We start from the raw sequence: 22061 nt of genomic DNA on the forward strand, positions 1-22061 counted from the left end.
TTGATTATATCATGTTTGCTTCAATTTTTCAGAAACAAGTCAAGATTTGTAATGCCAAAATGCATTGCATAATCATGCATTGTACTTTATAATGACTCAGTCATCAACATGAGAAGCATACAAAGTATTGTAAGGGGAGAGAACAAGGTTGAAATTAATAAGTCGTTACACCATAATGCTGCTGACCTTTGTCGTTCTGCTGACAACTGCCGTTCCTGTGGCACTTGCAAGTGGGACTACAGACAATTCAAGCAGTAAAAAGCTGGTGCTCGGTACAAGTGCCGATTTTGCACCCTATGAATTCCATAAAGTGATTAATGGCAAAGATGAAATCGTCGGTTTTGATATTGAGATCGCCAAAGAGATTGCCAAAGATCTTGGCGCAGAACTTGTGATTGAGGATATGGGCTTCGACGGTCTTCTGCCTTCATTGCAGAGCGGGCGTGTTGATCTGGTAATTTCAGGTATGACGCCGACGGATGAGCGGAAGAAAAGTATCGATTTTTCCGACACCTATTATAAATCAAAACAAGTGATCATGGTTCGCAATGTGGATAAAGACAAATATCCAACCATGGCAGAACTTGAAAATGCGAAAATTGGCGTTCAGAAAGGCTCCATTCAGGAAACGATCGGACAGAGTATTCCAGGAGCGAAGCTTACTGCGCTTGATAAAATCTCGGATATTGTGCTTCAACTGCAAACAAAACGCATTGACGCGGCAATCGTTGAAGATACCGTTGCTGCAGGTTATCTGGACGATATTATTGGACTTGCTGCTGCTGTTCCGGACGAAGAGCAAGCAGAAGCGGCAATCGGGATTCGCAAAGGTAATACCGAGCTGCTAGCTGCAGTAAATGGAACACTGGAGCGATTGAAAAGTGAAGATAAAATCAATCAGATGGTGACGGACGCCAGCCTCTTGATGGCGGATAAAGCGAACAAATCACAAAATATTTTCCAAGTGTTCTGGGAGTACAAAAGTTTCTATGCTACAGGTGTAGGATACACACTTCTGTTGTCTGCACTCGGGGTTATCTTCGGGGTAATTATCGGATTGATCATCTGTTTGTTCCGTTTGCATGACGCTGCAATCTTGCGCTGGATCGGTACAGCTTACGTTGAAGTGATCCGTGGCACACCGATGCTGGTACAATTGATGATTATTTACTATGGTTTTTCCCTGAGCTTTGGCATTAACTTCACTGCACTTCAGGCAGGTATCATTACACTTTCAATCAACAGTGGTGCCTATCTGGCGGAGATTTTCCGTGCGGGTATCCAAGGTGTGGATCGTGGTCAGTTGGAGGCAGCGCGTTCATTAGGTATGGGAAGAGGCGCCGCGATGCGTTATATCATATTGCCACAAGCCTTCAAAGCTGTATTACCAGCGATTGGTAATGAATTCATAACTATCATTAAAGAATCCTCCATTATCTCCGTTATCGGTATGGTGGATATTATGTATCAGGCAAGTGTTGTCAAAAACATTACGTACCAAGGATTGAGTCCATTTTTGATTGCAGCAGCCATCTACTTTGTAATGACGTTCATTTTGTCCAAGCTGCTGGGACGACTGGAAAGGAAGTTGAGTGCAAGTGATAGACGTTAGACAATTACACAAATCTTATGGTAATAACGATGTGCTTAAGGGCATAAACGTGACGATTGGCAAAGGTGAGGTTGTCGTGGTCATCGGTCCTTCCGGTTCAGGTAAAAGTACATTCTTGCGTTGTTTGAACCTACTGGAACAGCCTACCTCAGGAGAGATTGATTTTGAAGGCGTGTCAATCACGGACCCCAAGCATAACATCAACGCAACTCGTGAGAAAATGGGCATGGTGTTCCAGCACTTCAACCTGTTCCCACACAAAACGGTAGAGCAAAATATCACGATCGCTCCGATTAAAGTGAAGAAACAATCTACTCTGGAAGCGGAGAAGATTGCTGCTGATTTGCTTAATACCGTGGGCTTGTATGATAAAAAAGATACATTCCCGAATCAGCTGTCCGGTGGACAGAAGCAGCGGATCGCCATTGCTAGAGCATTGGCCATGCAGCCTCATGTCATGCTGTTTGACGAGCCTACGTCGGCATTGGACCCCGAGATGGTCGGTGAGGTACTGGATGTCATGAAACGTCTTGCAGAAGGCGGGATGACGATGGTCATCGTAACCCATGAGATGGGTTTTGCACGTGAAGTGGGAGACCGGATCCTGTTCATGGATGGCGGGGTTATTGTGGAAGAGGGAACACCTGATGAGGTGTTTGGAGCACCGAAAAATTCACGTACACGTGATTTTCTTGCGAAAGTACTCTAAATGAAGTGATTAAATAGCGTTACTGACCTCGAGTCGGTGACGCTATTTTTTGTTTGAAAATAATCAAATATAGGATTCGGAAAAGTAACTATTCTGTTACCAAATATATAGGGGACATCTCGCCCAACAGTTTTAGAGTATTCAGTATTCTTACACGTGCTTACACATGTTAAAACCATTTGGTAAGAATTACTACAAGTTCAGGTTACAAAATTGTGATATATTGAACTCTGCCGAAACTTCCGGACAGGGAGTGCGGGGGATGTAACGATGCAGATTGTGCAGGGGGAAGATCTACAGCACACTGCTTGGGGTGAATTAGGGGTACATATCGTTTCAAATGTAATGATGAACCTATAGGATGGGCTCCTCATCCGAATCCGACAACTAACTTCGCAGGCACAATGAGGGAGGAAGACCATGATTAACAAGAAACGTATAGCCAAAACAGCAGTAGCATTAATGACAACAGCAATGCTCATTCAAGCCGTTCCGGCTCACGCCGATTCAGTTCATGTGGCCAAAGAGGGGGATACCTTCTACACCTTATCGAAACAATACGGAGTAGCAATTAACACGTTAGTTAAAGCAAACAACGACATTTCGCCTTACAACATTTATGGTGGTTTGAAAATTACGATTCCCGGTAAGTCAAACAATGTAGCAGCCGCTGCGGCAGCGGAGAGCAAGACCCAAGCGAAGACTGTTACTACAGCGAGCTTGGACGTTAACGCAGATAACAAAGTTGTTCAAGCCTGGGGTAAAACATTCGATTACAGCAAAGCTGTGAACGTAAAAGCAACGGCATACTCTGCAGATCCGTCTGAAAATGGAGGCTGGGGTGCAGTCGATTATTTCGGAAATGATCTTGAACTGGGCACGATTGCAGTTGATCCAAGTGTAATTCCACTCGGAACCAAAGTACTGGTAACTGGTCATAGCCATCCAGGATTGCCAAAACAGGCTTTTGTAGCCACAGCGCGAGATGTGGGCGGTGCAATCAAAGGTCACCGGATTGATATCTTTATCCCGGGTAGCAAACAGTCTGTAAGCTCATTTGGTTTTCAGGATATTGAGCTGTACATTCTGAAGTAGAGAGAAAATAACATTTAAAATGAATTCAAACAGGGTGTCTGCCAGTCGCTAATTCGCGATTGAACAGCACCCTTTTAATATTCTCATTATTTGGTATCACGGTCATCCTAATCTTTGGCCTTTGGCAATCCCAACATTTCGTCCAAGGTGACCAGTTCATATCCCCGATTACGCAATTCTTCAATGATTTCAGGCAAAGCCTCAACCGTGCCGTTCAGGTTTGATCCTACACCGCCTCCAGCATGTTGCAAAACGATGGAGCCGGGTTTTACAGCAGAAAGAATATTATCTTTCACCTGTTCCTTTGAAAGGCCTTTCCAGTCCAGGGAGTCTACGTTCCAGTTCACAATGCTATAGTGTTGTTTGGCAGCCCATCTCAGCTGTTCTTCATTAATGTCTCCATAAGGCGGCCGAATCATCTTGGGCGTATATCCCGCCAAACGTCGAATAATATCCCCGGTATGTAAAATTTGTTTGCGAAAGGCATTCATCGACAGCTTACTGAATTCAGGATGATTGTAGCTGTGATTACCAACCATATGCCCTTCCTTGATGATGCGTTTCACAAGATCCGGATGTTTCTCAGCACGACTACCCACGATGAAGAATGTAGCTCTGACATTGTATTTCTTCAATACATCCAGTACTTGTGGAGTAAACCGTGGATCAGGTACATCATCGAAAGTCAGTGCAACCTTCTTGGTTGAAGGACCATTGGTTTTGAACGTGTCGGCATATTTTTGACGTAACTGTCCCAATGTCAGTTGTTCTTCTTCCGCAGAATCCGAACCTGATACTGATTCACTTGGCGGGCTTGAAACATCCCGCGCTGAAACTGGAGCATGATATCCTCCGAGAAAAATAACGATAACCATCAGCATAATGAGGCGTACGCGCATAATATCGGCCTCCTTTTCCAAAATGACGTTCTCCTTGGTATACCCGGGGGTTCCATAAAATATGCGCAGTGTGAGAAGTTTCATTGCCGATTTAGCTCATGACAGCCATAATTCCTCCATATATAACATATAGAAAAGGATAGGTGGATGGGTATGAGTACATATGATTTGAAATCCATACGTTTACAGGTGATTGAAGCAGGAGAAGATAAGGTTTTTTTCGTTACCGGAGGAAAGGCGCATATTGGCGCCGTAGCCACGTTCTACGTGGATCATGAGCGCGTAAGCGGGACGACGGTCCGTATTCCTGGGCATAAAGAACAAGAGCTGTGTGAGCGGCTCGCCCGAAAGGCTGCCTTGCAGCTGAAAGTAACTGTTACGGTAATCATGGGTATTCATTTTGATTCCATCACGCGGATGCAAATCGACGAAATCGTGCAGACTGCAGAGAGGTTGATGGAGGATCATCTGAACAAAGATAAACGATCTTCCTGACATAAGTGCCATCGAATGTTTTGATTTTATTTGCTAAAATTGAAACGAGTTGTAGATTGTTACGTATGTATGTTTATATACGATGTAATATCGACTAGGAGGAATAACATAATGTCCATTTTCAAACGTTTGCGTGATCTAACCATGTCTAACATCAACGCCATTATTGACAAAGCGGAAGATCCAATCAAGATGACGGACCAATATATCCGTGACATGCAAGAGGATTTGGAAGATGCAGAGAAGGCAGTAGCTCAACAGATCGCCATTGAGAAGAAATTCAAGCAGTTATTCGAAGAGCAGGAAGCTCTTGTGAAGAAACGTGAAGAGCAGGCGCATACGGCGGCACGTGCTCAGAATCTGGATTTGGCTCGACGTGCCCTGGAAGAGAAAAAGGCTGCTGAGGAGAAGATGGTTGAGTACAAAACCAGCTATGACCAAAACAAGGCTTCGGCAGATAACCTGCGTGGCAAGCTCGACGAGATGCGTAAGCAACTGACTCAAATGAAGAACAAACGCGAAACACTGGTAGCACGTTACAATGCAGCAAAAGCCCAAACTGAAATCAACAAAGCGTTGAATGGGTTTGGTTCTGATACTGCAAGTGCTGGTATGAAGCGTATGGAAGAGAAAATGATGCAGATGGAAGCACAGGCGGAAGCAAGTAACGAAATGTCTTCCAAAGGCAAGTCTTTGGATGAAGAGTTCGAGAAGTTGGGTAAAGATCAGGCTGTTGAAGACGAACTCGCAGCATTGATGAAACAGTACGATAATAAGAACTAATACCTTGGTTGTCAGCAGGGTTAACCAGCGGAGGAGAAGAGTATTTCTCCTTCGCTTTTAAATGCGGTTCATGTTGATATGTGGGGGCTGTGTAAATGGATTTGAATATTTTGGCGATGCTGGTCTGGACCGGATCTGGTTCGGTTTTGCTGTTTGTCTTGATGTATGTAGATTCACTGTTCACGAAATATAAGGATTTTGCTGAAGTTAAGGCTGGCAATATGGCCGTTACTACACGGATGGTTATGAAATTATTTGCACAAGGGTATGTACTCGCTACGTCCATTTCTACGGCTGGTCATCTTGGAGAAGCATTGTTGGTCTCCGTTGTATCCTTTATCATTTTGTTGATTTTGGAGAGTGTTGTACACTTTATGATTCGCAAATGGGCCAATCTGGATCTGGATACAGGAATTCAACAAGGGAAGACAGGATACGGATTGTTCTCTGGCGCTTTACATATCGTGGGCGCACTGATTATTGCAGCTTGTTTATAAGATAAGGAACAGGAGTAATTCTCATGAGTGTATGGAAACGAATTAAAGGAATACTAACAAAACCTGAACCACCGCAGGCAGAGAAAACGATGCTTCAGCTTGCACCTGGTGATATCTGTGAGGTTTCTCTGGTTACTTATGAAGTCGTTGGTCGGGTACAAAATCGCGCTCGAAATGCAGTTGTGCTCACGCTGCAGGATGGTACCGCATTTCGATATTTGCATATCGAAGAACGGGAACTCACACGTTACGCTCTATATACACCAATTGATGGCAGGCTTGATGCACCTGATGAGGTGCCCACATTGCTGGACCTGGATGGACGCGCATTTCATCTGGAGGAAGAGTATGGAGGTATGGTATCAACGGCAGGTAGAACTCCATATGGCCAGGCTGGAGAACAATTGGTATGGCAGTATCAGTCGGATGATAATATGCTTCTTCGGGTGGAGTGGCAAGACAGAAGATTTACACTGTATGAGGGTGAGTCCATTCTTCCTGCGGATATCAAAGTAATTCGTTCGAGCTAGGAGAGGTTCCCAATGAAAAAACGCTTGGCGCATGGATTAAAATTAATGCTGGTCCTCAGCCTTGTGATGTCTCTGTTGTCCGCGTGCGGAGCACCTTCTGTTCAGGACACATATCCGCTTGAATCGGTTAACGGCAGTGGTAACTCAACGTCTTATGTGTACCGGGCTTCAGACCGTACCGTTCCGGAAGTGGCTCAGGAATTGTCTGACCAAAGGCAACCGGATCAGATCTCGGCAGAGAACACAGAGCGTATGTTCCTCGTGTATCAGGACGAGTATTATCATCTGCAACAAGACCCGAACAAGCCGGAGGATACCTTGGTTGAGGTGGACTCCAAGGAATATGTTCGGCAGAACTACGATTCATCTTTTCTACAAGGGTACCTCACCGCTACATTAATTGGTAATCTGTTCGATTCTTTTGGCGGGCGAGGTTATGGCAACTATCGAGGATATACCAATAAAGATACGTATAAACCGAGTGCAGGATCTTATCGTGCACCAACAAGTAATGACAAGAAGCTTGCTCCACCTATTACTGTTGATCGGAAAGGTACGATTACAAGGCGCGGAAGCGATAAAGATTCAAGCGTGGGATCTGGCGGAGGATTATTCAACCGCAACAAAGATCAGAGCAAGGGAACCATTGATCGCAACAAGAGCAGTGGTGGGTTGTTTGATTCACCTAAGAAATCCTACAAAAAACCAAAAACCAGAGTGGGCGGCGGCCGAATTAAGAGGCGAAGATAATAAACATCTAATCATAAGGATGGCTGCCAATCGCATAATTCATTTAAGAACAGTGAAAAGGGAAGGCGGATTCACCTCGCCGGCACATGACCTTGGAGCTGTTCTTTTTGGTTTACGATTTGCGAACATGATTGGATTTGCGTACACGGGGAATCGTTGTAGCAGGCTGTTTGCGAATCCAGCGGATAAATGGAATCATTCGTTCATCCTGTCTCAGGGATTGCAGGTCCGTGAGACCAAGGGTTACAATGTCGCGATTCGTGTATAGCGAATGAATCTGTTTGTGACAGGGGATACACAGGTTGGCTGTTGGCAGAAATGTTCCTCCCATTTCTTTCGGTGTCAGATGATGAATGGTCGTGTTTACAGGTTCTCTTCCGCATAATTCACATCGATTACTTATGATCATCGCCTCCCTTAGTTAATTATATTATGGGCAGACAAAATGCCTTTCATGTTGAATATAGGTCAAGGAATGTTACACCTGTAAGAAATATGATTTGTCACAGGATTCAATAAGTAATGTACTTGTTATCTTAGAGCATTCGGGCTACACTTTTTTAAAAGATGATATGTCTCTAGGAGGTAAGAATACTTTTGAAAATGAACTCACATTCACATGATATGACAACTGCCAAATTCAATCGAACAGCTGTACAGGTACCGGATGCCCAAGCCAAAATAGCTGCAAGAGTTACTGTAGGCTCCATAGAGAAAGTTCACCTTGAATCTGCTCATGGCCGCACACTTGCAGAGACGATTCAGGCACCCCATCCTTATCCATTTTTCCGGAGATCGGGTATGGATGGATTCGCGATTATAAGTACAGATACCATAGATGCATCGAGTAATCATCAAGTTTGGTTTCGAGTAATTGATGAAATTCCTTGCGGCTACACCTCGGACCACACCATTGTTTCAGGTACGACGGCTCGCATCATGACCGGTGCACAGGTTCCGGAAGGTGCGGATGCGGTAGTTATGATGGAGATGACCGAGAGCAAGGTAGAGGACGGAGCACAGTGGATTGCATTGAAACGGCACATATTATCGGGTGCTAACATCACCCCAATCGGACTGGAAGTCCAAGAGGGACAGCAACTGCTCGAAGCAGGAACGATCATCAGGGCAGGAGAGCAGTCCGTGTTAGCTACTTTTGGCATAGCAGAGGTTCCCGTATTTCAACGTCCAAAGGTGGCGATATTCGCAACTGGCACGGAATTGCTTGATGTAGATGAACCCCTGCAACCGGGCCGGATTCGAAACAGCAACAGCTACATGCTGCGTTCTCTGGTCGTTGAAGCGGGAGGAGAGCCGGTGATGTACGGTTCTATTGCAGACGATGTGAATACGGCAAGGGCCAAACTGGAAGAAGCCATTCAAGATAATGATATCGTGGTGACTACAGGCGGTGTATCCGTCGGGGATTATGATATTATGGGCGAACTTGTGCTGGAAGAACATGTGGAGATGTTATTTAACAAAGTGACAATGCGACCAGGGAGTGTGACCACAGCTGCTGTGTATAAAGACAAATTGCTTTTTGCGCTTTCGGGTAATCCGGGTGCTTGTTTTGTGGGTTTTGGTCTATTTGTTCATCCTACCATTCGTTCCATGCAAGCCGATGCTCATCCTTATCTGGAAGAATGGACTGCCATCTTGGAAGATGGGTACACCAAAGTAAACAATTTTACACGGTTCGTACGTGGACGCACAGAGATCCGCAACGGCATGGTGTACGCGATACCAGCCGCAGCCCGTGTAGATGAATCCAGTGTGATGATCACCATTAAGGATAGTGATTGTCTGATAGTTGTCCCACCTGAGAAAAAAGGTATTCCTGCGGGTGAGCAGGTACGTATTCTTAAACTGCCCTCAGGTCATGTGAGGTAGTGGTAGATGACTACTATGAGTGATACAAAGCCACATATCATACAGATTGTTGGATACAAAAACACGGGCAAGACAACCCTGACAGCCGCGCTGATCAGGCACTTTTCTTCCATGGGACTTAAAGTAGCAGCGATTAAGCATGATGGACATGATCATTTTGAGATGGATCAAGATGGAACGGATTCGTATCAATTTGGGGAGTCGGGGGCCTCGGCGGTGGTTGTCATGTCCGAGAAACGTACTGCGATTATGGAGCGACAGGCAACCAAGCTGGAGGATATGCTGAGCTATCTGTCCGGTTATGATTGGATTGTCATTGAAGGATTCAAGGATACATCTTATCCCAAATTCGTGATGGTTCGAGAAGAGAAAGATCTGACCTTGGTTGATCAACTTGAAGGGGTACTGGGGATGATCTCATGGCTACCTTCAGAGCAGTTTATAGAGCGGAGCACTTTTAGCAGAAATATAACATGTTACTCGGTTCATGAAACGGAGGATATAGCCAAAGCGTTGTTAGCGATGGTTGAGAGCGAGTGTAGGCAGAATGGTGAAGTCGAATCGTAGAAACGTCAAGAAGTGGGAAATTATAATCGCTGGATATGATTGAATGTACAGAGAGCGTGATTAATCGCCTTTGGGTATAACGTAATATTTATTATGTAAACTAAATTGTTTCTACATGTGCTTTTCTCCTTGAATGATGCAAAAAAATAAAAAAAGCAGCAGACCTTTCTCGGATCAGAATCCTTGATGCGGTTTGCTGCTTTTATTATGTTTGGGATGTTACATCCCGTCGTCAGTACGGCGTTCGATGGCTTCGGACATCGTTTTGTCGGTAAGGTGAGCATAGATCTCGGTCGTTTCCGTAGAAGCGTGTCCGAGCTGCTCCTTCGTTTTGTAAATATCATTTTGCAAATAATAGTCCGTTGCGAATGAATGGCGTAATTTGTGCACAGTCAAGTATGGTTTGCCAAAGCGCTTGGCGTATTTCATAATCATGGCCTGGATCGCTCTTTTGGTCATTCGACTTCCTTCTGAATCTCCGTTACGCAAAGCAATGAACAGACCTTTCTCCCGCTTGGGCGTACGGTAACGTGATTGCCGCAGGTTCATATAAGTCGCGAGTTCATCCTTGGCCTGTTCCCTGAAATAAACGGGTGTTTTGTACGTCTCATCATTGTTACCTTTGCGATAAACATACAGGAGTTTGTTGTTCAGATCGAGATCATCGACGTTCAGGTTGACAACTTCCGACACCCGTAAACCTGAATTGAGGATCAGGCTGGCAATGCAGGCGTCCCGTTCTTTGTTGAGCTCATGGGAATACAGTGCCTGTTTGTTCTTCTCCATATCAACAGCGTAACCTTCAAGAATATAGCCGATAAATTCAAGCAGTTCCTCTTCCTCCAGAATTTTACCTTTGAGTTTGGCAGCGGTATCCTTGGGTTTATGGGTACGCTTGATCTCGATTTTGGCCATAATGTTCCGCTTCAGCAGAGGATAAAAGTCTTCATCTTCCGCAATCTGGCTCAGGTAATGGAAAAGGGATCGAAGGGAAGAGAGTTTGCGAGAGACGGTAATTCTGGAATTGGTTCCTTCCCGTTTGGTTGTGAGAAATAACCGATAGGCGGTAACCGAATCCATGCGTAGGACTTCCAGTTCAGTCAAGGTAACTTCTTTATTAGAGCTTGCCTCGGACAGCCCTTCTGCTCGCAACCATCCGAAGAAAGCTTCGTAATCTCTCAGATATTCGAGCAGGGTAGAGGGGGACAGGTCAGGCAGCTTGTAGTCCATGAATTGCTGAACGAACCAAGGCATGGAAGGTAGTTTGTCATCCAGCTTGCGTCGATCAATCTCTTTTTGCACGTTGGTCAAGTTCGACACCTCCATGTGAAAAACATATAAAATGAATATTCAATTTAATCGTATTCTATGCTCTAGTGTACCATAATTTACATGCTCACAGCTTGTTCACTAAAGCAGGCAGTAAGTAGGGGATGCTTCCTTGCCCTTCGGCGCGTAAACCTTTAAAGTAATTAGTATACGTAAAGCAGAGGAGGTGAACCGGATGAATATGAAAATAGAACTGGTTCCCCGGGAACGCAGTCAGGTGATTCGGCATTTAATGCAATTTTATCTATATGATTTTACCAAATATCTGAATATTGATGTGGACAGTAACGGCATTTTTCCGGAATATCCGGGTCTGGAGGCATTCTGGGCAGAAGAAGACCGCAAGTTTCCTTTTTTGATTACAAGTGACGGGGCACCTGCAGGGTTTGCTCTGGTGGAGAAATTGGAGCCTGGTAGTAAGGATAATGACTACTATTTGACTGAGTTTTTTGTGATGCAAAAATATCGGCGCAGTGGATTGGGTACTCGGGCAGCCTATGAGCTGTTTAGACGTTTTCCAGGAAGATGGAAAGTAACCCAGGTTCGTAACAATGTCATTGCGCAGGCGTTCTGGCGAAAAATTATAGGGGATTATACCGGAGGCCGCTTTCGAGAGAAGTTCCATCCGGAACTGGGTAATCCAAGCCAGTATTTTGTAACCTGATTCCCATCGGGGTTTACTTACATATCAAGTATTTGCATGAATGCGATATAAGTTGAACTAATCATTTACACGATAACGGAGAGGACAGAAAAAACCTGAAAAAGCGAAGCGTTCGCCTAAAAGCTTTCAGAAAGAAAGCTGCATCGGAAGCATAAGCTATCCCCGGATTTTCCCCTTCGGAAAAAGGGAATCAAAAAATCTGGGGATAACAGCGATTGGAAGGTTATTCTGTCATCGTAGTGTCAGTGTAAATAATCTTTAGTTCAACTTATAAATCTGATGAAGGAGTGAGTCACATGAACGTACCCACATTCCATCTCGATGGACAGACAGCACTGGTGACAGGCGCGGGGAGAGGGATCGGAAAAGCAGTTGCGATAGGACTTGCCCAGTCAGGCAGTGACGTTGTACTTGTATCCCGAACAATGAAAGAAATTGAGGAGACAGCCGCCTACATCTATGAACAGACGGGGCGTAAAGCGCTAGCTCTGACTGCGGATGTGACATCAAAAGAACAACTGGAAGAGACGTTTCAAGAGGCGATCTCGGAGATGGGTAGTCTGGACATTCTGGTGAATAACGCAGGTATGAACATACGGACACCAGCACTTGAAGTTACGGACGAGCAGTGGGAGACCATCATGCAGACAAACTTAAAATCGGCTTTTTTTGCTTCGCAATTAGCGGGTCAGCATATGAAAGAACGTGGGACTGGGAAGATCATTAACATCTCTTCGGTAGGTGGGCATACGGCTTTGCGGACAGGGGTTGTATATGGTGCGACCAAAGCTGCGTTAATTCATATGACCAAAGTGCTCGCACTGGAATGGGGAAAGTATGGAATCCGTGTCAATTCAGTAGGGCCATGGTATTTCCGAACACCTTTGACTGAAAAGCTGCTGGATGATCCCCAGTATTTGCAGGAAATTGTAAGTCGTACACCGCTACAGCGAGTGGGAGAACTGGAAGAAGTGGTAGGGCCAGTTGTATTCCTGGCATCAGATGCAGCGGGATATATAACGGGTCAAACGTTGTTGGTTGACGGTGGAATGTCCATTTATGGTTTCTAAATAAATTAACTTGGGTGCAGTCTGGAAAAGTGGGTGGCATAACCAACTCATGGGTAATAACATAAGGGAAGTTGAAGTTAATCTGTATTTCTATTTATCTGTACCCAATTCACTGAACTTGGAGGAAGATAACCATGGAAACGCGCAAGTACGGTAATACTGGCATGAACGTAAGTACACTTGGATTTGGCGGAGCGGAAATAGGCAAAAATGTATCCAAAACGGATGTAGCGACATTGCTGAATAGTGCCCTGGATGCTGGATTAAACGTGATAGACACGGCTGAATGTTACGGTGACAGCGAGGAATTAATCGGTGAGGTGCTGTCACATCGGCGTGATGACTACTATTTGTTCACCAAATGTGGACATGCTGCCGGGATTGAAGGTCCGGATTGGGATGCCAAAGTACTGGAGCAAACGATTGAACGCAGTCTGAAACGGCTGAAAACAGACTATGTGGATGTTATCCATTTGCATAGCTGCTCTGAAGAAGTACTCCGACAAGGAGCAGTAATCGAAGTACTGCAACGTGCCAAGGAAACGGGAAAAACCAGATTTATCGGATATAGTGGGGATACAACAGATGCGCTATATGCGATTCAGACCGGAGTATTTGACAGCCTGGAGACTTCATTAAATATCGCAGATCAGGAAGCAATTGATCTTACGTTGCCTGAGGCAAGAAAAAGAAACATGGGAGTAATGGCCAAAAGACCTATTGCCAATGCGGCCTGGACGTATGAAACACTTTCGGAAGAGGCTTATCCATTCATATACTGGAAGCGCTTAAGTGAACTTAACTATGGTTTTCTGGGTGAGGATGCCCAGGCAGCGGTGGAAACAGCACTGCGTTTTACGCTAAGTACCGAAGGAGTAGATACGGCTATTGTAGGAACAGCCAAGCCCAATCGCTGGCAGCAAAATGCCGACCTTGTGGCTAAAGGCACATTACCACAGGAAATATATGATGAGATTAGAACACGATGGAAAGAAATCGCCGGAACAGATTGGACTGGCCGGACTTAAATTGGAAATATTAGCGAAGTCGCCTTTATGGCGGCTTTTTTTATGACCAACATAAAATATTTTCAATATATGAAAAATTCATAACAGTATTCGAACAGAGGCTGCGATAAATTTTAGGGGATAATGCCTATACGTCAGCCTAGTTCGAAAACTGGTGAAAAAGGATAAAAAGGAAAAATCCCAGGAGGCAGCCCTTCTTATAAACGACTAAATTTATAAAAAACGACGAAGCTATTGAGAAAATACGAAAAAGTAACAGTCTACGTTCAATTTAAAAGAAATAACGACTTATTTTATAAAATTTCAACATATGAAAAATTCACAATAGAGAGATCATTTTCCCACCTTAGTTACCATCTCTCATATAGCCACATTGACGCACCACCATGTTTAAAAGGAAAACCATTCTAAGCGATTGAAGTCAACCACTTTTTTTGCGGATTTAAATAGAATTGAAAATATATCTTTATTCTGATCTTAAAAAGCATACAGCTTAAAAAGCATACAGCTTAAAAGCATCATCAGAATAAATGAAACATATTAAATATTATGTAAACTAATAATAATTCTTTTTGGCAATACAGACATAAAACCTCCATGACCTGTAAATCGTAAGGGGATAAGGTAGAAGGAGGAGCTTCATGAAAAGTCAGCAACACCGTAAAAACGACGACGAAAAACTAAGTTGGGTCAGCTTATCCCTGTTTGGCGCGGGTTGCACACTGGGAACGGGATTTTTTCTAGGGACCAGTCTGGCGATTCATTGGGCTGGGATATCCGTACTTATATTGTTGGTGCTGGCGGCAGCAGGTACTTACTTTGTATTTGGTGCGCTGGCACAGATGACCGCAGAAGATCCAAAGGAAGGCGCTTTTCGAACGTATGCAGGCGAAGCATTCGGACCTTGGGCTGGTTTTGGTAGTGGATGGATGTACTGGTTCTCTGAAATGCTCATCATGGGCAGCTCATTAACGGCACTTGGGCTGTTCTCTCAATTCTGGTTTCCCAAGTTTCCGCTTTGGACATTTGTTGCGATCTATGCCGCTATAGGTCTCTTCATTGCTGCACTGGGAGCAAAGGGATTAACCAAAACGGAGAATATTCTTGCTGTAATCAAACTTGCTGCAACGGTTGCATTTATAGCTATAGCAGGAGCGGCTTGTCTAGGTTGGCTACCGGTAAAAGTGACACCAGAGCAATTGAAGAATGAGTGGTTCCCGCATGGGGGTAAAGGCGTATGGACCGGTTTCATCTATGCATTCTTTGCTTTTGCCGGGATCGAGGTTATGGGGTTGATGGCAGCTAACCTGAAAGAACCAAAAGATGCAGTGAAATCAGGTCGAGTAATGTTATTATCGGTGAGTACACTCTATGTGATTTCAATTGCGTTGATCCTGTTGCTTGTGCCTTCAACTCAGTTAACTCCAGATGAAAGCCCGCTTGTCAAAGCCATGTCAACCATTGGATTAACCGTTGTGGTCCACATTCTCAACGGAATTCTGATTATAGCCGGATTCTCGACGATGGTGGCTTCGTTATATGCCATTACGTCCATGTTGGTGAAACTCGCAGAAGATGGAGATGCACCAAAGCTGTTCACGAAGACCTGGGGAAAAAAGGACATGCCACTTCAGGCATTGTGCTGTACAGCGGCTGGATTAGTCCTGTCTACCTTGATGGCATTATGGATGCCCAAGAGTTTGTTTGAATATGTGACGACAGCAGGTAGTCTGGTATTAATGTATACATGGCTGCTCATCTGCATCACGTACATTAAAAAAATGAAGCCTGTGAAGTGGAATCGCATCAAAGTGTGGATTGCCATGGTATTAATTGTGGCCGCTGTGGCCGGAACAGCGATGGAAAAAGCCAGCAGAACGGGTCTGCTGGCAAGTGTGGGACTTGTCGTATTTCTTGGGATCATCACGTATGTTGTTCATAAGGTTCGTGGCTCGAAACCACCGCAGTCAGCACCATCCAAACCATAAGTACCTTTCAGCAACTTTCGTGGATGTCGCACAACGGATTAATGAGTGCTTTAAGATTATTTCGTCAACTTGCCTAGGGCTTGCTTCATCCGCATGAATGGACATTTGGAGGGTGTCTGCTCATCATCAGGCAAGAAATACTGTTTCCATTCCAGATTATCTTGCTGACCATACCACATCAGCGAAGGGTGAGCAGGTACAGCATCATACGCAGCGAGACGTTTGCGAATCAAGGTTTTCATTTTACGGCCAAGAGGGGTATTGTCATTAATGGATTCGAATACCCACCGTGGTTGAAAAGCAAACATGAGATAAGGAAAATGCCGGCTGGCTCGGAGTTCATGTGCAGGAGTTGCACAGAAACAAAAGTAAGGCTCTCCGCCAAAGCAAAATTCCCATGATGAATCATGAGGATCGGTTGAAATATGTTCTGGCCACGGCTCGGTATCGTGTGAACTTACCCGATTAAGCATTTGCCAGAATAACGTCTGATATTGCTCTACCGTTGTATGATCTTTCAGATCAGTTGGCGTATCACAGATCACAACCATGGAAGCGTAATGACCGGTGTCTCTGGATACAGGACCATATTGTCTAAGCAGATCCGCCATATCTTCGGCAGCTTGTTCAGATCGGGGGTCACACGTAAAGCCATACCTCAAATGTCCGGACAGAAATCCCATTCGTCCAGGTACACATGGATACGTATTATTTTCATCGGCGATCATATCTGCAAATTGCGAATAAGCGTCCTGCTGCCAAGATGGTAGACGCTCATATAAACTATTTATTTCGTCGGCACTATACAGCTCCGCCATTGATTCCCAACTCCATTCCACATGATACCGTTACAGTATTAATGTGGGGGAAGTTGGGTGACTGTCCAGCCTGATTTTATTGTCAGAAAAATATGGAACGCACAGCTTCGTAACCGAAATACAAACCAAATCCGATCAGGCAGATTCCCGAAATGATGGAGATCCAGCGCAATACATTTTCACTGCTATGTTTGTGGAATCGACTGGCCATTCCAGCCATAATGACATCCCACACCAGAATGCCAATAAATATGCCTGAACTGTAGAGCAGTAAATGAGCGGTGTCCGTATGCTTTACAGTTGTCGCGAGAATGGAGCCATAGATCCCAAGCCAAAACAAAATATTCAGTGGATTGGACAGAGCCATCAAAAAGCCAGAAATAAACGATTTTCGAACAGTCGCCTCCGCAGTAGATGTACCTTGAATCCCCTGTTTCAGCTTCGAGAGCGTTTCCACTCCCGTGTAAATCAGAATAAAACTGCCAAATGACCAGAGAAAAGAGCGCATAAACGGCGTGTCCAGAAAATGGGCAACTCCAAAATAAATCAGCAGCATATACACCAAGTCTGCAAACATAGCTCCGAGTCCTAGAATCCAGGCATGCATGAATCCATGTCGAGCTCCACGGTCCAGTTGAGCAGCATTAATCGGACCGATTGGAGCGGACAATGATATTCCCAGAATAATATAACTGAACAGTACAGACATAAATACGTTCACTCCTTAACGGGTTCGACGAATTGTACCAGTAGTCACATAAAATGGGTACAAGTCATCGTATTCCCGCAAGGAGTGAATTAGAACAAACTGTGAGGATATAGCACTTTAACCAGCAGGCGACTCCACATCGAGTTGAACAGGTGTACAATGATAGCCATTGCAAGAACTTTCCTCGCACGGACAAGCCGATAAACCGATGATCAGATCCATCAAAGCTTCCATTTCAACATAATCCCCTGCACATGATTCGGGAGCGATAACATCAATTTTGCCTTCACCATCTACTACGGAATTCATAAACAGATTGAAAGGATAATGTTGATCCGGGGGAGAGATACCGAAAGGTTCAAGAGCAGTATTCAGATTATTATAACAACTGGGATGGTCCTTTTTATCATATAAGACCTCATACATTTCCGGACGACAGGCCGAATTGAAAAAATCATGAATGCCTACAGTTTCACTGACAATGGAAATGAGAGGTTTATAACGGTTGGAATACAGGCATTGCCCCGGTTTAATTCTGTAATTGCGCAGGACATCGAGGGTTACCCCGGGATCAAGCCGATTATTAATATTCTGTGCATCATAAGCGACAAAGTCAACCACTTGCTGCCCTTCCAAATCAGTTATACGGATCAGTGAGCCTTTTTTCACTCTAAGAGCGTAGCCTGTCTTGGCAGGAATGTGAATAGATTGTTTATGAGATTCCGTTGAATTCATCACTGTCTCCTCCGATGTCTTTTTACTTCAGTATGCGGAGACGACATTGCTTTCATGCACTATAGCAAGTAATGTAGGCATGCGAATATGAAAAATAAGAATAGAGTGGATGAAAGATTACTCATCAGAAACGTGTAAAATATTGCGTTTATGCTGGGAACAGAGGATTACCTTTCATCCCAATCCAAAGTTCGGATGTTTCCAACTGACCAGCGAGATGCAGCAACCAGTCTTCACGGCCTTTGGTTGCCATAACCTGTACACCCATTGGCAAACCTTCTGGTGTCATATGAAGAGGTACACTTATCGCAGGCTGGCCGGTCAGATTTGCAAGCTGGGTGAAAGGTGTATACGTAAGACTGGGCTCAAACATTTCATAAATGAGTTGCTGCTGCTGGGTCTTGTCCAACTCACTAATTCGCATCAGATTACGGATCTGTTCGTCTTGAGGTGTTAATTCTCCAATCTTAGGCGCAGAAAAAGCATTAACGGGTGTGACATAGAAGTCATAACGCTCAAACAAGGTGGACATCTGAGCTGCAGCTACATCCCATTCAGCTAAGCTATGTACAAATTCCGCGGCGGACACCTTTTTTCCAGCTTCAGCCAGAACCCAGGATTCAATCTCCATATCATCGGAGGTCAGAGCCCGACCCATGGATCGTTCCATGGAAGAGATCATCGCGGCCATTTCACCACTGTTCATCATGTAATAATTCTCCATCAACCTAACTCCATTGACTGGACTGAGTTTTTCTTCAACATGATGACCTTGATCTTCCAACCAGCAAACGAGCTTGAGTACAGACTCTTTGGCTTCTACGCTGACGGGTGTACCTACGGGCGAATCGGTTGTGTATGCAATTTTCAGTTTGCGTTGATGTGGATAGCTCATATCTGCCAAGTAACTGCCTGGAAAGAGTGGCGCATGAAATGCAGCTTCAGGCTGTATGACTTGTAAGGTATCAAGCAATGCAGCACTGTCCCGAACCGAGCGAGAGAGGGCAAAATCAATCGATGCGCCTTGCCATTGACGACCAACTCCCGGTCCTACAGGAGTGCGCCCGCGGGTTGGCTTCAATCCAAACAATCCGCTAAAGGAAGCCGGGATACGAATCGAACCGCCTCCGTCACTGGCTCCGGCCAGAGGAACAATACCCGAAGCTACAGCGGCAGCGGCACCACCGCTAGATCCACCTGGAGAGTGATTGATATTCCAGGGATTGCGACTTGGGCCATGGAGGCGGGGCTCCGTAATATTTTTCAAGCCAAATTCGGGCGTATTCGTATGTCCTATGATGATAAAACCCGCATCACGGAGTCGAGTGACAAAATTGGAATTGCGTAATGCGCGATGCTCGCTGAACAGACGGGAGCCTGAAGTGAGAAATTCACCTTCCAAGGATTGCGAGATATCTTTCAGGAGCAGGGGCACACCGGCAAAAGGTTGTTCTCCAGGGCGAACCAAACTGGCTTCCTCCCGTGCACGATTTTCATATGTACGAATAACTGCATTAAGTTGCGGATTCACTTCTTCAAGGCGTGCAAACGCCGCTTCCAGCAATTCAACCGGGGATACTTCCCGGGATCGGATCAGTTCAGCCAAACCTATAGCGTCGTAGGAGGTATATGAGAATGAAGACATTATGATCGTTCCTCTCTGAATATAATTCATCTGTTTATTCCATATGTCATCGTACCACCGGATTAGACAAAAGACAAAACATAGAAGAGACGAAGTGCGATGATATGCATATCCGTTATGAGGTTGGAGGGAAAAGAGGGGAGTATTTGTATTTGCGATATAGAAATAAAGGACAGGGTTAATACCTTATATTGCTAATTGAAAAAATGATCGAGTAACATCGAGAAATGGAAATAAAAAAACCACTGCTCATCTAATTTGATATGCAATGGTTTTATTTTTATATTTGACTATTTGTTTATAGGAGAACCTCGGATATATCCACTTACTCTGTACGCAGCTTCGGTGCAGCATCCGCCGCAGTTGATGATCTTTCCTGCTGTCTGGAAATGGCGAAGAGGGCCACCCAGATTAAAATAAAACCAAGCAACTGCTCCCATGTAATCAGCGTACGGAAAGCGATCCAGTTCACCAACACACCCGCCATCGGGAAGCTAAGTTCTGCGAGTGTTGCAACAGAAGCTTTGGTTGACGACAGACCTTTGTAATACAACAGAAGACTGAGCAAACCTGGTAACAATGCCTGACCGAGAATGTTGAGGATGACAGCGGTCTGTTCACCCGTTCCGGACGGAAACGTCCATGCCGCACCTTCGTTCCACGTCATAAAAATCAGGAGCGGGAGAGCAACGACAAAACGAAGAGAGGTGACGGTTTCGTAACGCGCCTGACCCAGCATCAATCGTCCCATAACGGTTGAACCTCCCCATAAGGCAGCGGCCCCAAGGGATAACAAGCTTCCAGCATGAATCCAGTTGTCCCAGTTACCTAATGGCAATGTGAAGCCAAATGTAAGCAGGTAGGTTCCTGCTAATGCTATGAAGAACAATCCACCGAAGCGACGAGGCAACGTTTCTTTCAATAACAGTTTAGCCAGCACGATAGCGAAGAGTGGTTGCATTTTTTGCAATAATAGAACTGTGTTCGGATCGTTATGTGTTAGTGCCATGGTGAACAACACCGTTGCAAGTGCTGAACCTCCCCATGAGATAAAAATCACGGCAATCCAGTGGCGAGCGCGCAGGTTTTTCAGGTCAGACCGGAATTTCCATAGCACGGGAATGGCAATAAGACTGACGATGATATGTTCCACCAGTACAATCTGCGTGGATGTCATCGTATTTAGCAAAATAATGCGGAAGAGTGGGTCGACCCCCCATAAGGCGGCGCCGAGAACTACAAGCCAGAATCCGGTATTACTTCGTTCCTTGCGGTAAACAGGTGATGCTGCTGATGTCTTTTCCATATTCAGGACTCCTTCGTCAGAACACGGAATCTTCAGTTGGCAAAATCGACAGAAGCCCCCGTTTTGGTATATACCAAATAAACGGGGGCTCATCCAAGGACATGCGTCAGGAAAGAGGCCTTCCCGTGAACGGCATGTCAATGTGTTGATCTTCTCTCATCCGGACTGTACCGTCGGCCTTGGATTCACACCAAGTCAGTCGCTAAATGTCCTTCGTTAAGAACAAATAGCGAGTCGCGGGCTGGTTCCGAAGAACATCACCGCCGGTTGGGAATTGCACCCTACCCCGAAGATCCTATTCAATTATATAGTGTGTTAAACAAGCTGTAACATTAATAAGTTCATCTTATTCCTGTAAGCGCTAGCAGTTCAAGCATTTTTTTTAGAAAACGATTTTCCAGCTTCCTTGCTGTCTGCGAAGAAGCACGATCTGACCTGCGTGATACGCATCATGGAGTACCCAAAGAGCCAGTTCGTGTGCCCATTTCTCTTCGGAGTCCATATATGCGGCTTCAAGATCTGACTCTTCGAGTGCAGCCAATTGATCTCGCAACTGCTGGGCTAATCGAGTTGTACCCTGTAGCAGTGTATTCCAACCAGCTGCATCCGTTGCATCTCCCGGATTCCCAAATGTGTATTCATTGGAGTCTACAGCAGGAAGGGTAGGCTCCTTACTTTGCATGCGACACAATAAGCGATGGTTGTAATAATACATATGGTTAACCAACTGCCAGATGCTTAATCCCCCTGAGGGTGGAATCCAGGCTGCTTGTTCTGCTGTAAGACCCTCCAAGGATTTCGACAAAGGTACAATCCAATTGCATTGATCCCATGTATTATCCTTTTGAATCAGTAACACATCTAATGCTGTTGTTTTCGTCATTGCCGTTTCCTCCTTGAGAATTATTGTGATGTATGATGTAACTAGCTAAAACTGAT

General features: G+C 44.9%; 23 protein-coding genes and 2 riboswitches. Of the genes, 14 read left to right on the forward strand and 9 right to left on the reverse strand.

Features of this window, described 5'->3' with window-relative positions:
- Positions 1-175 precede the first annotated feature (175 nt).
- From IFU39_RS02470 to IFU39_RS02480, 3 genes are all read left to right on the forward strand, one after another.
- Complete coding sequence (locus tag IFU39_RS02470) at positions 176-1612, forward strand: ABC transporter substrate-binding protein/permease (protein ID WP_373419913.1); 1437 nt, start codon at positions 176-178, stop codon at positions 1610-1612.
- Positions 1599-2321, forward strand: a complete 723-nt coding sequence (locus tag IFU39_RS02475; RefSeq protein ID WP_105599097.1) for an amino acid ABC transporter ATP-binding protein — start codon at positions 1599-1601, stop codon at positions 2319-2321. The genes IFU39_RS02470 and IFU39_RS02475 overlap by 14 nt, the downstream gene beginning before the upstream one ends.
- 221 nt (positions 2322-2542) lie before the next feature.
- Positions 2543-2739: riboswitch (cyclic di-AMP (ydaO/yuaA leader) on the forward strand.
- Positions 2740-2741: 2 nt separating this feature from the next.
- A complete protein-coding gene (locus IFU39_RS02480) occupies positions 2742-3416 on the forward strand; it encodes a 3D domain-containing protein (protein ID WP_105599096.1) in 675 nt (224 codons plus the stop codon).
- A 107-nt stretch (positions 3417-3523) separates the two neighbouring features.
- Here IFU39_RS02480 and IFU39_RS02485 read toward each other — a convergent pair whose 3' ends face one another.
- Positions 3524-4315 (reverse strand): polysaccharide deacetylase family protein, encoded by a 792-nt coding sequence (locus IFU39_RS02485; protein ID WP_192131109.1) that lies wholly within the window; start codon positions 4313-4315, stop codon positions 3524-3526.
- 153 nt (positions 4316-4468) lie between these two features.
- Between IFU39_RS02485 and lpdD the strand changes: the two genes are divergently transcribed.
- From lpdD to IFU39_RS02510, 5 genes are all read left to right on the forward strand, one after another.
- Positions 4469-4810, forward strand: a complete 342-nt coding sequence (gene lpdD / locus IFU39_RS02490; protein ID WP_192131111.1) for a prenylated flavin chaperone LpdD — start codon at positions 4469-4471, stop codon at positions 4808-4810.
- 111 nt (positions 4811-4921) lie between these two features.
- Positions 4922-5593: a PspA/IM30 family protein gene (locus tag IFU39_RS02495; protein WP_091020758.1), complete on the forward strand. Its 672-nt coding sequence runs from the start codon at positions 4922-4924 to the stop codon at positions 5591-5593.
- Positions 5594-5688: 95 nt separating this feature from the next.
- Positions 5689-6090: a DUF350 domain-containing protein gene (locus tag IFU39_RS02500; RefSeq protein ID WP_036613690.1), complete on the forward strand. Its 402-nt coding sequence runs from the start codon at positions 5689-5691 to the stop codon at positions 6088-6090.
- A 23-nt stretch (positions 6091-6113) separates the two neighbouring features.
- Positions 6114-6620, forward strand: a complete 507-nt coding sequence (locus IFU39_RS02505; RefSeq protein WP_076210134.1) for a DUF4178 domain-containing protein — start codon at positions 6114-6116, stop codon at positions 6618-6620.
- A 12-nt stretch (positions 6621-6632) separates the two neighbouring features.
- Entirely contained in the window at positions 6633-7370 is a 738-nt protein-coding gene (locus IFU39_RS02510) for a DUF4247 domain-containing protein (protein ID WP_091029419.1), read from the forward strand.
- Between the two features lie 112 nt (positions 7371-7482).
- On the opposite strand, the gene IFU39_RS02515 is transcribed toward IFU39_RS02510, so the two are convergent.
- The gene (locus tag IFU39_RS02515) at positions 7483-7779 is read right to left on the reverse strand and encodes an HNH endonuclease (protein ID WP_192131113.1); all 297 of its coding nucleotides are present in this window, start codon (positions 7777-7779) and stop codon (positions 7483-7485) included.
- Between the two features lie 194 nt (positions 7780-7973).
- On the opposite strand from IFU39_RS02515, the gene IFU39_RS02520 reads away from it, so the two are divergent.
- Entirely contained in the window at positions 7974-9263 is a 1290-nt protein-coding gene (locus tag IFU39_RS02520) for a molybdopterin molybdotransferase MoeA (RefSeq protein WP_192131946.1), read from the forward strand.
- Positions 9264-9269: 6 nt separating this feature from the next.
- On the forward strand, positions 9270-9830 hold the full coding sequence (mobB, locus tag IFU39_RS02525) for a molybdopterin-guanine dinucleotide biosynthesis protein B (protein WP_192131115.1): 561 nt from the start codon (positions 9270-9272) through the stop codon (positions 9828-9830).
- Between the two features lie 219 nt (positions 9831-10049).
- Here mobB and xerS read toward each other — a convergent pair whose 3' ends face one another.
- Positions 10050-11141 carry a tyrosine recombinase XerS gene (gene xerS / locus IFU39_RS02530; RefSeq protein WP_256704194.1) on the reverse strand — a complete coding sequence of 364 codons (1092 nt, stop codon included), beginning with the start codon at positions 11139-11141 and terminating at the stop codon, positions 10050-10052.
- Between the two features lie 193 nt (positions 11142-11334).
- On the opposite strand from xerS, the gene IFU39_RS02535 reads away from it, so the two are divergent.
- The 4 genes from IFU39_RS02535 to IFU39_RS02550 all read left to right on the forward strand — a co-directional run bounded on the left by IFU39_RS02535 (position 11335) and on the right by IFU39_RS02550 (position 15909).
- Positions 11335-11823 carry a GNAT family N-acetyltransferase gene (locus IFU39_RS02535; protein ID WP_091020763.1) on the forward strand — a complete coding sequence of 163 codons (489 nt, stop codon included), beginning with the start codon at positions 11335-11337 and terminating at the stop codon, positions 11821-11823.
- Between the two features lie 296 nt (positions 11824-12119).
- Complete coding sequence (locus IFU39_RS02540) at positions 12120-12893, forward strand: SDR family NAD(P)-dependent oxidoreductase (protein WP_091020764.1); 774 nt, start codon at positions 12120-12122, stop codon at positions 12891-12893.
- Between the two features lie 134 nt (positions 12894-13027).
- Positions 13028-13921: an aldo/keto reductase gene (locus IFU39_RS02545; protein ID WP_091020765.1), complete on the forward strand. Its 894-nt coding sequence runs from the start codon at positions 13028-13030 to the stop codon at positions 13919-13921.
- A gap of 641 nt (positions 13922-14562) precedes the next feature.
- Positions 14563-15909: an amino acid permease gene (locus IFU39_RS02550; RefSeq protein WP_105599094.1), complete on the forward strand. Its 1347-nt coding sequence runs from the start codon at positions 14563-14565 to the stop codon at positions 15907-15909.
- 56 nt (positions 15910-15965) lie between these two features.
- On the opposite strand, the gene IFU39_RS02555 is transcribed toward IFU39_RS02550, so the two are convergent.
- The 6 genes from IFU39_RS02555 to IFU39_RS02580 all read right to left on the reverse strand — a co-directional run bounded on the left by IFU39_RS02555 (position 15966) and on the right by IFU39_RS02580 (position 22005).
- Positions 15966-16727: a YqcI/YcgG family protein gene (locus tag IFU39_RS02555; RefSeq protein WP_091019597.1), complete on the reverse strand. Its 762-nt coding sequence runs from the start codon at positions 16725-16727 to the stop codon at positions 15966-15968.
- Positions 16728-16809: 82 nt separating this feature from the next.
- Positions 16810-17436, reverse strand: coding sequence for a LysE family translocator (locus IFU39_RS02560; RefSeq protein ID WP_017688112.1), 627 nt, complete (start codon positions 17434-17436; stop codon positions 16810-16812).
- A gap of 117 nt (positions 17437-17553) precedes the next feature.
- Complete coding sequence (locus IFU39_RS02565) at positions 17554-18171, reverse strand: DUF1989 domain-containing protein (RefSeq protein WP_091019596.1); 618 nt, start codon at positions 18169-18171, stop codon at positions 17554-17556.
- A gap of 148 nt (positions 18172-18319) precedes the next feature.
- Complete coding sequence (locus IFU39_RS02570) at positions 18320-19816, reverse strand: amidase (RefSeq protein WP_105599093.1); 1497 nt, start codon at positions 19814-19816, stop codon at positions 18320-18322.
- Between the two features lie 325 nt (positions 19817-20141).
- A complete protein-coding gene (locus IFU39_RS02575; protein WP_074095439.1) occupies positions 20142-21122 on the reverse strand; it encodes a DMT family transporter in 981 nt (326 codons plus the stop codon).
- A 144-nt stretch (positions 21123-21266) separates the two neighbouring features.
- Positions 21267-21420, reverse strand: a riboswitch (FMN riboswitch).
- An 84-nt stretch (positions 21421-21504) separates the two neighbouring features.
- Entirely contained in the window at positions 21505-22005 is a 501-nt protein-coding gene (locus IFU39_RS02580; RefSeq protein ID WP_105599092.1) for a DinB family protein, read from the reverse strand.
- Positions 22006-22061 lie beyond the last annotated feature (56 nt).

The organism is Paenibacillus sp. CFBP 13594, from assembly GCF_014842675.1.
Classification (GTDB): domain Bacteria; phylum Bacillota; class Bacilli; order Paenibacillales; family Paenibacillaceae; genus Paenibacillus; species Paenibacillus amylolyticus_B.